This window comes from Paenibacillus wuxiensis (assembly GCF_040195695.1).
Lineage (GTDB): Bacteria > Bacillota > Bacilli > Paenibacillales > Paenibacillaceae > Paenibacillus_B > Paenibacillus_B suaedae.
Genome location: NZ_JBEFZI010000003.1, coordinates 370,363 through 382,822, shown reverse-complemented (window position 1 = coordinate 382,822; position 12,460 = coordinate 370,363). Strand labels below are relative to the sequence as shown.

Sequence of the window (12,460 nt, the reverse complement as noted above, 5' to 3'; positions counted from 1 at the left end):
TAAGCTTCCTACGTTATGATATTTCCTGCTGTCTTCTCAGGGCTGTGCAGCAATACGGCATATTCAGATGTCTCTTGTCTCTGGTTGAAGGTCAATCCTTATCAAATTCTTAATTTCTTAACATTCACTTAACGGCAGGAACAATCCCCCTAACTGGGCGTCCTATTATATATCGCTTATTATCGCTTATTACGTAAGCTGCAGAGTTGGAACGGCGTAAGGGGTTCGTCCTCATCCCGCTGCTAGAAGAGGAGTAAGTAGTTGGAAGTCGAATTAATATGTACCAAGGGAAGACGCTCCTTCAAGCAGAAGCGTTTTATTAGCATACATGGAAAGGGAGATAGTCACATGGGCAAGGAAACGATTCTTGTCGTTGATGATGAGAAGGAAATCATTGAACTGCTGCAAATTTATTTGAAGAATGAAGGGTATGAGCTGCTTCAGGCATCCAATGGAATCGAGGCTTTGGATCTACTGGAGAAGCATGAGGTGCAGCTGATTATTCTGGATGTGATGATGCCTCATATGGATGGCATTCAGGCATGCATGAAGATTCGGGAGGAACGCAATACACCTATTATTATGCTGTCCGCGAAGGATCAGGATATAGATAAAATTACAGGGCTCAGCATTGGCGCCGATGATTATGAGACGAAGCCGTTCAATCCGCTCGTGCTGATGGCGCGAATCAAATCTCTGTTGCGGAGAACGAAACAGCTCCGGAAAGAGGAAAATCCGCATACTGAACATGAAATCTTCATTGACGATATGGTGATTAATACAGCGACCTACACGGTTATGGTAGATGATATTCCTGTAAAGCTAACGCCGCGGGAGTTCGCCATATTGAAGCTGCTTGCGGTCAATCGTGGGATCGTGCTCAGCATGGAGAAGATATACGAAGAAGTGTGGAACGAGCCCTTCATGGAATCTAAAAACACGGTAATGGTACATATTCGTAAGATAAGGGAAAAAATCGAGAAGGATCGCCAAAACCCGCAATATATCAAGACGGTCTGGGGCATCGGCTATAAAATGGGATAAGAACGGATATGGAGAAGCGAAACATGACGACGAAATGGCTGAATTCGATTCGATGGAAATTCCTAATTACATTTATTGCGAGTATCGGTGCCACGGGTATTTTTTTACTGCTCGGACAGCTGCTGGCCTCTTACTTGCTGCAGCATAGTCCGTATAATATAGCGCTGAAATGGGTGATCAACAATGTCGGCTCCCAGCCCGTGCTTATCATGTCGGGATGCCTATTATTTATATTTAGCTACTATCAGCTGAGTCGCCCTATAGTAAGTCAATTCACGAATATCTCGAATGGGCTACAGGAGATGGCGAACGGGAACTTCGCTGTGAATATCCAAATAGATTCGTCGGACGAACTAGGCGATATTGCACAAAGGATCAATGGCGTAGCAACTGAATTGGACAGCTACCTGCAAGAGATTACTCATGGACTGGGTGAAATCGCTACGGGTGAGCTTCAACATGAAATACCGGTAAGATCAGCTCAAATGCTGGGCAATGTGGCGGAGAGCATTAACCAAATGAGTCGACAGTTAAGCCAATCGATTGAGGAAGAGCGGAAGGCGGAGAAAACAAAGAGCGATCTCATTACGGGGGTATCGCATGATTTGCGCACACCGCTAACATCGATACTCGGCTTCCTCGAGCTTATAGAGAAGGATCGTTATCATGACGAGGTGGAGATTCGTTATTATGTCAACATTGCCTATGAAAAAGCGCTCGACTTGAAAAAACTAATCGATGATTTGTTCGAGTACACACGCATCAATAACGGACTTCCGCTTCAAGTACAGGAACTGCACATTACGAGCTTCATCCGTCAATTAGTGGAGGAATTCGTACCTAGTCTGGAAAAGGCAGGCTTGGAGTGCAGATTGCATGTAGAGAAGGACACGCTCAATGTACTGGCAGACGGCGACAGGCTCGTTCGGGCGTATGAGAATTTATTGTCAAATGCAATTCAGTATGGCCGCAAGGGGAAATATATCGACATCGAGATACAGTCACTGGACGGACAAGCAATTATTCGTATTATCAATTATGGCGAGCCGATACCGGAACGGGATCTGCCATTCATCTTCGACCGATTCTATCGTGTGGAGCAGTCTCGTTCCAAGGAGACAGGCGGTACGGGGCTCGGGCTGGCCATTACGAAAAGTATTATCGAAGTTCATGGAGGACAAATCGCGGCATACAGCAATCCGTATCAGACGACATTCGAGACGATACTGCCAGCAGTATCGAAGAATTCATCGAGCAATGGAGTAATCGTTACAGCACCAACGATGTCCCGTTCAAGTGCTTCCGCAAGGTGATAGCGGAGGCGTTCAACAAGGCGTTGAGGCATGAGCTCACTGCTTGAGCTCAGCGGTATGGCAAGGCTCATTGAAAACTCAATGGGCCTTTTTGAGATGTCGCTCATGCGCAAGGGGCATACCCCAAGGCTTGCGAATAGTCGCATAATCAGCAGGCATAGACTAAAGATTGTCCTGTCGGTTACAATATGGGAAATTCATGCCATTCATAGGGGAGACATCGGATGAGCCTACAAGCAAATGAAAGCTATGAAATTACACAACTGTGCTTATTAGCCGGAAAGATTATGCTGCAGAGCGGTGGAGAGACGAATCGGGTGGAAGATACCATGATACGTATTGCTGCTTCCTATGGATACGAGAATTGCCACAGCTTCGTGACACCGACAGGTATTATTTTCGCGATAGATGGTTCAGCACCGATTACACGCTTGTATCGAATATCCGAGCGGTCGACTGATCTGAAGAAGGTGACACTCGTGAATGATATTTCACGGAAGATCAGCAGCGGCAGCTTGTCCTATACAGAGGCTCATCGTTTACTGAAAAAAATTGAGGTATCCAATCTGGCTTACCCCGTATGGCTGCAGATTGCTGCTGCGATGCTGTCTAGCGGCTGTTTTACGATTATGTTCCGGGGCGGATGGCCGGAGTTCATTCCCTCGCTGCTTGCTGGCGGGCTTGGATTTTCACTCTTTCTTTATTTCCATCGCTTATCGCGGATTAAGTTTTTCTCTGAATTTCTAGCATCGATTGTAGTCGGAACAGTGTCCTATTTCTGTGTGCAGTATGGTCTGGGTCGTGATCTCGATAAGATCGTCATCGGGTCGGTGATGCCGCTTGTTCCTGGGCTGCTTATTACGAATGCAGTTCGTGATTTGATGGCGGGACACTTAGTATCAGGGATCTCGAAGGGAGCGGAAGCATTTTTGACTGCCTTCGCAATTGGAGCAGGGGTAGCTTGTGTCTTGTCATTTGCCTAGGATCTGATATCTAAAAAACTCAACATGATGGACATATAGACTGAGGGAGGCACTTGGTTATGATTGAGCAGCTCATTGTGAGCTTCGTTGCTTCGGCTGCGTTCGGAATTCTATTCAACAGTCCGCCTAAGCTGATGCTTCAATGTGGATTTGTCGGCATGGCAGGCTGGTTCGTATATATTCTGTGCACGGACAATAATATTGGCCCTATTCCTGCGAGCTTGGCCGCATCATTCGTCATTGCGATGATGAGTCATTTGTTCGCTAAGCTGTATCGCACCCCGATTATTGTGTTCAACGTTGCCGGCGTCATTCCGCTTGTACCCGGTGGCATAGCATATGATGCGATGCGAAATATTGTAGAAGATCAGTACGATCAGGCGATTCAGCTTGCCTTCAAGGCGTCGATGATATCGGGCGCTATCGCGATCGGAATCATTTTTTCAGAAGTTCTGCATCAGGTGATGCGTAGACGAGTCAAGGGATAAGGTGATGATGAAGTACGCTCTCCCTTAATTTTTCTTTCTGAATTGTATAGAACAAGAGGCAGCTAAGATGATTAATGAAAATATTGTAAATAGATTAATTCGCTGTCCATATAAGAACTTGGTTATCAATTCATTGAGCAAAATCGCACATGTAATGGTTAGCGTGAGGAGAGCGAGTTTACGATTGGGGTTCTTTGCTCGTTTGCTGATTAGGATAATAACGCCTATTGTCAACGAGGCGTAGAATAATAATAGAGCCATAACCCCCATTATAGAGAGAGTCATGAAATACCACTTCCTTTACATTAGGTTTGTGGGGATTATATCATACGTGTGCGGCAGGACGATTATTTTATTGTAACCGGGTAGAGCAAAGAAAGGGGAAGGCCGAGGCCTGTCCCCTTTTCTAATTTTCAATTAACCGGTTACGGATTTCGCTGATTTTCCTCGGAATAACAGGAAGCGTACCAATTCAATAAGTGCAATCACAAGCAGGGACATGCCAAGCAGCGGCATGAGCAGACCGAGAGTGATTAAAATGACATAGAAGCCGATCATTGATTTCGTGTACGGCTGTCTTGGAGGTGCTGCAAGTCTTCCGCGAGGTCTGCGCATCCACCACATTTTAACTCCCCAGTATACAATGGCAAGCAGTGCAACTACTGTCAGCAGGCATAGGATCTGGTTCGGCCAACCGAATAGATGCCCTTCATGCAAAGGAATCCCGTAGGTGAACCACTGGGCGATAAGTCCGTAATCGCGGTAGTCGATCTTATGAATCTGTGTGCCGCTATACTGATCGAAGTAAGCTGTTATTTCCTCGCTAGGCTTGATAACATCCATTCCGGTAATGCCTGATCCTGCGGATTTTGATGCCGTGTAGACGTCTTTCTCGTCTGCTGGCAGGCTCAAGACGAAAGGCTTGGTCACTCCGTAATGATGGAGCATATGCTCGATATCGTCTACAGAGAGTGGCAGGTAGCCGGATGAGGATTGAGGAGCTTTCTCCTTTCTAGTAGCCCATGGCAGCTCCTTCGCCTCGGATTGCGGCGGGCTCACATACAGCTTTGGATACCCGATCGATTCGTTGCTTGCCGCCAGTTGATAGATCTGGTTACCCATGAAGCCAGACCAAGGCAGACCCGTAACGATAAGAATAAGCAATGGTATGGTGAATATAATACCGAAAACGGTATGCCTTGATTTCGCCTTCTCACGCTTCGTTCCAGTTGCAGACGCTCTCTTTTTCCAACCCATATATAGGCCAGAGACGATCAGAAATACTGCCCAGCACGCCGCTAGTTCTACCAAGTAGTTGACGACGGTTCCACCTACTAGCAATGAACTATGCAAATTCCGAGTTATATTTCCAAAAGTATCATCGGCAAGGATGCTACCAACGAGTTGTTTGTTACGATCTACAAATACATATCTTTCTTGACCGGCTTCATCACGCATGGAGAATCTGGTGTTGCGCGATTCTTCATCGAAGTAACTGACCTTCGTCACTCGTTCTCCCGGGTACGCTTGCTCTGCAGCTGTAATCGCTTGACTTGTTGTTAAGGTCTGGGTGATGGTGCTCTGTCCAAAGTAAAGCGATTTGTATGCGATATCCTCGATTTCCGATTTGAACAGATATCCAATTCCGCTAAGCGATAACGTAATCAGCAGGGGGGCAATGAACAACCCCGCATAGAAATGCCATCGCCAAAACATATGGCTAAGTCTGTTGTTTGTCTTCATACTATGATGTTCCTCCTCTAAAAACAGGGGCTAGGTTGCAATACTATGTCATTGTATGTGGAGGCGAAAAAGCGGACAAGACTCGATCGGGCTATATTTCACCGCATTTATTGAAAATTTAGTTACTTAATTTCGAGATAATCGTAGTAGAGAATTATTAGATAATGGTATATATAGGAAAAATAATGACAGAAGAAAGGGGGAAATGAAGTAGTAGAAGGTCATAAGTAGAACGCCATAAGCGGCTTCAAGTACGGGCAGATTCCACCGTTAGTTGTTCTTGTAGCGCTGCTGCTTAGTTTTGACCTTATTATCCGTGCTGCTGCGGTCATTCCAATCGGGACAACGTATGCCGTATTTGCAGGTATTGGGACTGTTGGAACGGTCGTTGTAGAAGCGGTTATGTCTAATACGTTTCATCCGCTCAAAATCGGAATCATACTGCTGCTTCTGCTGTTCATCAAGGGCTTGAAGCTGACGAGTGGGAAGGAGGGGCACTGAGATGGCGTGGATAGCATTAATTGCGGCAGGGCTGCTTGAAGTCATCGGTGTCATCGGTATTAAACGGGTTGCTGAGAAGAACAATTGGCCAAATAATATGATGATGATTGCCGCTTTCCTCCTCAGCTTTAAATTGCTTATCGGAGCCATGCAGATGATACCGCTATCGACCGCTTATGCAGTATGGACAGGTGTCGGTACGGTAGGTTCGGCATTGGTGGGGATGCTGGTATACCGGGAATCAAAGCGCCCATTTCGCTTGTTATGCATTTTAGGGATCATTGGCTGCGTGGTCGGCTTGAAGCTGCTTGAATAACTGGATCACTGACAAGCAGACCGACAGGGGGGGCCAAGATCCCTTTATAGACCGCGACAGCACAAGATGTGTGATTGGATTCTTGGCCAGAATCATGCCTAAAGCGTGCAGCTATTCATGATGAATACGGATGTTTAAATCGGGGTAAGCTCCGTTAATTATGTTAACTTGGGTAGCTAGTATGTCGTATTCGATTGCCAAGCAGAAAAGCTTATTGTCTGGCAGGAATGTAATGCTCGTTCCTGTATCTTGAGTAATACCGATTGTCCGTAATCTTCCTTGTGGAATACCCTGCTTATAATCTTGGCGGAATACTCTTCCTTCACGGCGAATCTCCACAGAAAGGTTGGATGAGAGCGCATTGACGACCGCCATGCTAATCCCCTGTTCTCCTCCAGGAGCTGTGAACGAAGCGCTTCTTGAGAACCTTCCCATATCCGTTAGAACGGATTGTGCCTGTGTAATATTATGACCGGGAAGAACATTCACTGGGATGCCTCGGCCGTTGTCCGCAACAGTAACGCTTCTATCCTGATGTACAAACAGGTTCACTTCTGTGCAATACCCTGCCTGGTGTTCTTGGATACAGTTCTCTAGGACAGCATGTATCAATAGATGCGGGTCATATTCATCTTCAGGAGCTCCCAAGTAAGTACCGGCATTACTCCGTGCCTCTGCCATCTCCATGTAGTCGCTGGCGTTGTTCAAGTCGGTGGCAGCTGATAGGAGCAGCAGGAGCGGCATGATACGGTGCTTGGGAACGGAATAGGCTCCGCCGCGTTCTTCCTGAACGAGCAGATCGGCACCAAGCAAAGCCTTCGTATGGTGATACAATTGACCAGTTGTCCCCATATGAAGCTGTTCTACAAGCTGCGATCCAGTTTGCGGCCCTTGCAGTAGGGAGATCAGAATATCAAGACGCTGCTTATGCCCGAGCGCGCCGAGTACCTTGGCGGCCTTATCACTGTCTAAGGTAAGCAATTGGCTTACTCGTCGTTGACAAGGAAGCAAATGGTAGAGTTCATTCGTGTTGTTGTAATAAGAACCTGAGTAATTCAATTCCCCGAGGTCTTCTCGGTCATAGCTTTGTTGCACAGACTGTGTAAGGGGCATTTCGAATGCTCTCTGACCCGGAACAGCGCCGTCTGATGCGATTCGTCTGACTAGCTGATGTACTTCTTCTAATTGAGCTTTCAGTACATCTAACTCGTCTTCCACGTTGCGTGGAGATACCATCATGCATCACTCCAAAACAATTATTGAAATTCGTAATTACGTATTTAAGTAAATTATAAACTGAATGTTTTTCATGTCAATCGCATGTTTCATTAATAAGAGCCTCAGGATGCCCAAATGAGGTCAGTTCCAGAGGCTCTTTGTCCTACTACTTCAGTTGATATGTATACGAGTTTGGATTCGCGCCAGCGATCCGACGAGTAAAATAGAGCACGTCTCCCTTTATACGATTGAAGTAAAGACTGTCGCCATCCTTGTTCAATCCGTTGGCCAATGCGGAGTCGATCGATGCTTGTTCCTCGCTAGTCATGAGATGTTTGTATAAAGCTATCGATTCTTTGGTCTTCCTATTGAAGAGATACAGGATTTTCTGTCTGGATGGGCGTACGAGTAAGTAATCGTCGAAGGCTTCCTCCACCGTAAACGTATCGTTCTCTCCGAAGATCTCCTGTGCAGAATAGGATGTCTTGATTGTCCCGTCTGACGCAACGAGCTTCAAGGTGCTGTCATCGATCATAACCCATAAGTCTCCGACTCTATCAATGCTTTTAAGAGTATTTCCGCTTCTCTTGTACTGGGCTAAGGACGAAATCGCCACTTTATGATGTTGGATGATCGCTTTATAGATAACATAGCCTGTAATAGTGTCATCCTCTATTTGCAGCATATAGCTGTCATTACTGATCTGGGATGCAGTCAATATGCTGGTATCCGAAGTTTCCAAGTTTATATTTTTAAGTAAAAATGGCTTATTGCCTGTACTCATATACAGGTCACCTATACTTTTGCGAAACCAAAATGCAGCACCCTTCTCTTTTGCGAATATATACGGCGTGTTATACGTAATATCCACGGTGCCAGTCCTGCTTTCCCAAGACATCGGTACTTGCAATACGGAAGAGAACAGCTGAAGCGGAACATACAGCGCGTTGTTATGTATAATCGGGGCTCCCTCAAGCTGTATCGTTTTACCGAAGGATTTGACTTGAGATTCCCCTACCTTCATGAAGACCTCTTGTCCGGGAACAAGCACGCGAAAGGAATCGTTGGAACTATCCATCCAGGTGAAAAAGGATAAATAATGGCCAAGTGAAAACATCGGCACGTATATGCGTCCCGACTGAAATATGGGTTTACCGTTTAGTTCTGCCTCTGCATGGTTAATCCGGATGGTAATATCGGACTCTAAACCAATTTTGGGACGGAAGAGGAAGACGGCGGCTGTCAACAATACGGCGGCGGCCAAAACATAGTTTAACCACTTTAGGATCTTCAAGGATCTCCCTCCAAATAGGTATATACATCCTATATTACAGGACGAATCTGGAAAGGGGAAGGCAACAGGTCAAGGATTCGACCACGATCAATAGGCGAGAATATAGCTTGGACACATGGAAATTGGGCGAAAGAGAACTTGACGGAAGATCGAGAACTAGGCAATTGCGGGGAAGTTCGGCTAAGATAGTACTCATAAGTTTTCAGACAACTGTCTGTTCAGATCGTCGAGGAGGGGGGCAGTTTACGGTTATGTTCAAATCTACGTATTTGCGCATTTTTGTATGGAGTGGCATATTTATCACCCTCATCATTATTCCGTTCTCCTTGTTTCTTGTTCAGCGTTTCTCAGATTATGCCACTGTGCAGTTAGGTACGATGAATCGGGAGAGAATTGAGGAGACGAGAGAGCGGACGGAATTTATTCTGTCGAAGCTGAAAGGGTATGGACTGATTATGTACGGGGATCAGACCATTCAGAACTGGATGTATTCGAATCAAGATGATCCACTGCAGGATGCAGCAGCACTCCAAACCCTATCCAAGTACCTATCGAAAGAACCCTTTTTTGAAGGCGCTTACTTATTGAATATGCGCAGAGAAAAAGTGATTGATTTCAATGTAGGGCTGATCGACTTTCAGGAATTCTCCGACCATACGATTCTCGAGAAAGTGAAGCAAGGCGCTCCCACTCTATTGCAATATTTTCATCATGAAGTGGGAAACAAATCCCACATAGGCTTATTGCTTCCGTCCTCCTATATCCGTAAGGAGCAGTATGGCTATCTCGTTGTATTGTTGAATAAGCGTGCAATGGAGCAGTACCTCATCGCGGGAGACGCTGATCCGGATTATCAAGTCGCGTTATTAGACCGGTCGGGGAGACAGGTACTTGGCGCAATCAATGAGTCAATTATGCCTGAGGTTATTCAGTCTAGATCGAATGATAAACATGGTGCTCTCGAACTCAAGAACGAGGGGGAGAGACTGTACATCAACTATATCGACTTAGAAGCGCAAGGCTGGACCCTATATTCGCTCTCGGGAATGAAGCAATTCCGGCAGCAGGCGACGACTTTTCAGCAGACGATCGTGCTGTACTCGGTACTTCTGCTAGTTGTCCTGCTCATCGTTGTATTTTGGAATTCACATCTCTTCTTCAAGCCCTTCCGAAGACTGGCGAATCAGGTTCACGGGAAGCTTGGACTTCATGCTGTCAGCGATTACGATGCGATTCAGCAGAGTGTCACGCTGCTGCGTGATCATTATCCCCTTATCAAGATGGAATACCTGCGTCAATGGATTCTTCAGGGCAGATTGGGAGACAGCACGCGGGCAGCGCTTGCTCGTGAATCGAGGATTCTTCAACACGAATGGATTAGGCTGTCTGTCGTGAAGATTGATGGCTTCTATGACATTGCGGAGCAATATGACTTTATGTCCCGGAAGCTGCTCAAGTATGCAGTTGGCAATATTGCGGAAGAACTTCTAGGCAGCGAGAGCCGAACGATCGAAGTAGTCGACTTTGGCGGTGATCACCTGCTGCTTCTGATTGGAGTTGCCGAACCTGCAGATGATGTGATGGAGCAATTAACGGAGCTCCGTCGTCAGGCTAAGGAGCATGTGCAGATGAACATCACTGTTGCTTATAGTGCAGCCAAGCATGTTCGCGATGATATGCGTGTTGTCTATGATGAGCTATGTGAGGTGACATTGTTCAAGTTCGTTAGCGGCGAGGATCGCATTTATACGGAGCAGGAGTATGAACGATACGCAGATTTGCACTGTCAGCCGGATGATATATTGCTGGATCAGCTCATCCAGTCTATTCGGAGCGGCAAGGAAGAGCAATCCTTGAACCTGCTGGAGCAATTATTTGCAAGATTGCAGACGATGAGGTATTCAGAATGTCAGTTCCAGCTGCGGCTGTTATTCTTCTCTTTCGTCAAATCCTTCAGCAAGCTGACTTCCATTGATAATGTGGAGGGGATGGAGCAGCGCCTGAAGAGGTTCACGAAGCTGGAGGAAATCCATATGTGGATGAAGGAAGAGATAGTCCGCATCATGTCGCTGCTTGGCAATCAGAAGAGCTTGAATCGCAAGGGGAAGATCGTTCAAGAGGTGGTCGAATATATCCAGTATCATATTCATGATCCAGCACTGTCTGTCGATGATATCGCAGACCATATTGCACTCTCCGCCAAATACGTGCGCCAGCTATTTCTCGATCATTATGGATACTCCATGTCTCAGTACATACTCAATAGGCGTATCGAAATGGTGAAGGAATTGCTGCTGCATTCCGATTTGAGTGTTGCAGATATTTCACAGCAGGCAGGCTTCCAGACCAAGAGCCACTTCTTCACCGCCTTCAAAAAATCAACAGGGATGACACCAGCACAGTACCGGCTGGAGCAGGTGCAAGAGGCAAGTGGTTAGCGGAGGGAATGAGTCGTAAACGAAATAGAAGCCAAATCGGCAAAATAAGAACCCTGACATATACCACAGCAGAACCTGATTCGGCCAATGAGAACTAGTGAGATCCATAGGTGAACTGCTACGATGACCCTATTACTCAATGGTTCCACACATAGATTGTGAATAGTGAGGAGGGGAGGCTTTGCGACGTACAAAAAGAGGAGGCCATGGATTTGTTTATGAGATAAGGAAAAATCGTTACCTATACTTACTGGCTCTGCCAGGGCTGCTGTTTCTGCTTCTCTTTGCTTATATGCCGATGCTGGGGCACTTGCTGGCTTTCCAGAGATACCGGCTTGCCGATGGACTGTTCGGCAGTGAGTGGATAGGCTTCCAGAACTTCGAGTTCTTCTTTCAAGGCAATGACTGGCTGCGCGTCACATGGAACACCGTATTTCTGAACGGATTGTTTCTCGTGTTCGGTCTTGGGACAGCAGTTGTGCTCGCCATTCTGTTGAATGAGGTCACAGGCAAGTGGTTCAAGAAGACCGCGCAATCATTTGTCTTTCTGCCCTACTTCATTTCTTGGCTCGTTGTCAGCATGATGGTGCAGACGATGTTCAGCTCAACAGAAGGAATGATGAATCAGGCATTGACGTCGCTTGGCTTTGAAGGGGTGGATTGGTATCTATCCCCTGGAGTATGGCCGTATATTCTAACCTTCGTGTACGTATGGAAGGTAGCGGGATACAACTCCATTATCTTTCTGGCATCGATTACGAGTATTTCTTCTGAATATTATGAATGTGCCAAAATGGAAGGGGCGAGCCGCTTCCAGCAAATCATGTATATCACGCTTCCGCTATTGCGTCCGATCATCATCATTATGACGCTGCTTGGCATCGGCCGAATATTCTACGGGGATTTTGGTATGATATACGCCATTATTGGAGATGTTGGCGTATTATTCCCAACGACGGATGTCATTGATACGTATGCATATCGCGCGCTGCGGCAGATGGGCAACTTCAGCATGTCCTCTGCGATTATCCTCTATCAGTCTCTTATGGGACTCATCGCCGTTGTATTTTTCAATTGGTTGACACGGAAGGTTGACCCAGATTCTAGATTGTTCTAAGGTGT

General features: G+C 46.3%; 11 protein-coding genes. 8 read left to right on the top strand and 3 right to left on the bottom strand.

The window, feature by feature from the left end:
• Window positions 1-348 precede the first annotated feature (348 nt).
• The 4 genes from ABN764_RS07985 (at window position 349) to ABN764_RS07970 (ending at window position 3,828) form a co-directional block, all read left to right on the top strand.
• The gene (locus tag ABN764_RS07985; protein ID WP_065292353.1) at window positions 349-1,044 is read left to right on the top strand and encodes a response regulator transcription factor; all 696 of its coding nucleotides are present in this window, start codon (window positions 349-351) and stop codon (window positions 1,042-1,044) included.
• 23 nt (window positions 1,045-1,067) lie between these two features.
• Window positions 1,068-2,357, top strand: a complete 1,290-nt coding sequence (locus tag ABN764_RS07980) for a sensor histidine kinase (protein WP_268624200.1) — start codon at window positions 1,068-1,070, stop codon at window positions 2,355-2,357.
• A gap of 224 nt (window positions 2,358-2,581) precedes the next feature.
• Window positions 2,582-3,340, top strand: coding sequence for a threonine/serine exporter family protein (locus ABN764_RS07975; RefSeq protein WP_021257357.1), 759 nt, complete (start codon window positions 2,582-2,584; stop codon window positions 3,338-3,340).
• A 59-nt stretch (window positions 3,341-3,399) separates the two neighbouring features.
• Window positions 3,400-3,828 carry a threonine/serine exporter family protein gene (locus ABN764_RS07970; RefSeq protein ID WP_021257356.1) on the top strand — a complete coding sequence of 143 codons (429 nt, stop codon included), beginning with the start codon at window positions 3,400-3,402 and terminating at the stop codon, window positions 3,826-3,828.
• Between the two features lie 417 nt (window positions 3,829-4,245).
• On the opposite strand, the gene ABN764_RS07965 is transcribed toward ABN764_RS07970, so the two are convergent.
• Window positions 4,246-5,571, bottom strand: a complete 1,326-nt coding sequence (locus ABN764_RS07965; protein ID WP_446671505.1) for a PepSY-associated TM helix domain-containing protein — start codon at window positions 5,569-5,571, stop codon at window positions 4,246-4,248.
• A 237-nt stretch (window positions 5,572-5,808) separates the two neighbouring features.
• Here ABN764_RS07965 and ABN764_RS07960 point away from each other — a divergent pair, with 237 nt between their 5' ends.
• Together ABN764_RS07960 and ABN764_RS07955 are read left to right on the top strand one after the other, a co-directional pair.
• Window positions 5,809-6,072 (top strand): SMR family transporter, encoded by a 264-nt coding sequence (locus ABN764_RS07960; RefSeq protein ID WP_446671643.1) that lies wholly within the window; start codon window positions 5,809-5,811, stop codon window positions 6,070-6,072.
• A 1-nt stretch (window position 6,073) separates the two neighbouring features.
• Window positions 6,074-6,388: a DMT family transporter gene (locus tag ABN764_RS07955; protein ID WP_446671504.1), complete on the top strand. Its 315-nt coding sequence runs from the start codon at window positions 6,074-6,076 to the stop codon at window positions 6,386-6,388.
• Between the two features lie 111 nt (window positions 6,389-6,499).
• Here ABN764_RS07955 and ABN764_RS07950 read toward each other — a convergent pair whose 3' ends face one another.
• Both ABN764_RS07950 and ABN764_RS07945 read right to left on the bottom strand, forming a co-directional pair.
• Window positions 6,500-7,627, bottom strand: a complete 1,128-nt coding sequence (locus tag ABN764_RS07950) for an ATP-binding protein (RefSeq protein WP_446671503.1) — start codon at window positions 7,625-7,627, stop codon at window positions 6,500-6,502.
• Between the two features lie 145 nt (window positions 7,628-7,772).
• Window positions 7,773-8,900, bottom strand: coding sequence for a stalk domain-containing protein (locus ABN764_RS07945; RefSeq protein ID WP_446671502.1), 1,128 nt, complete (start codon window positions 8,898-8,900; stop codon window positions 7,773-7,775).
• A gap of 251 nt (window positions 8,901-9,151) precedes the next feature.
• Between ABN764_RS07945 and ABN764_RS07940 the strand changes: the two genes are divergently transcribed.
• On the top strand, window positions 9,152-11,338 hold the full coding sequence (locus tag ABN764_RS07940; protein WP_446671501.1) for a helix-turn-helix transcriptional regulator: 2,187 nt from the start codon (window positions 9,152-9,154) through the stop codon (window positions 11,336-11,338).
• A 181-nt stretch (window positions 11,339-11,519) separates the two neighbouring features.
• Window positions 11,520-12,455 carry an ABC transporter permease gene (locus ABN764_RS07935; RefSeq protein ID WP_174809354.1) on the top strand — a complete coding sequence of 312 codons (936 nt, stop codon included), beginning with the start codon at window positions 11,520-11,522 and terminating at the stop codon, window positions 12,453-12,455.
• Window positions 12,456-12,460: the final 5 nt, after the last annotated feature.

Excerpts from the sequence above, each read along its gene's own strand:
- ABN764_RS07985 (WP_065292353.1), top strand. The coding sequence starts at position 349 with ATGGGCAAGGAAACGATTCTTGTCGTTGATGATGAGAAGGAAATCATT.
- ABN764_RS07980 (WP_268624200.1), top strand. The coding sequence starts at position 1,068 with ATGACGACGAAATGGCTGAATTCGATTCGATGGAAATTCCTAATTACA.
- ABN764_RS07975 (WP_021257357.1), top strand. The coding sequence starts at position 2,582 with ATGAGCCTACAAGCAAATGAAAGCTATGAAATTACACAACTGTGCTTA.
- ABN764_RS07970 (WP_021257356.1), top strand. The coding sequence starts at position 3,400 with ATGATTGAGCAGCTCATTGTGAGCTTCGTTGCTTCGGCTGCGTTCGGA.
- ABN764_RS07965 (WP_446671505.1), bottom strand. The coding sequence starts at position 5,571 with ATGAAGACAAACAACAGACTTAGCCATATGTTTTGGCGATGGCATTTC.
- ABN764_RS07955 (WP_446671504.1), top strand. The coding sequence starts at position 6,074 with ATGGCGTGGATAGCATTAATTGCGGCAGGGCTGCTTGAAGTCATCGGT.
- ABN764_RS07950 (WP_446671503.1), bottom strand. The coding sequence starts at position 7,627 with ATGATGGTATCTCCACGCAACGTGGAAGACGAGTTAGATGTACTGAAA.
- ABN764_RS07940 (WP_446671501.1), top strand. The coding sequence starts at position 9,152 with ATGTTCAAATCTACGTATTTGCGCATTTTTGTATGGAGTGGCATATTT.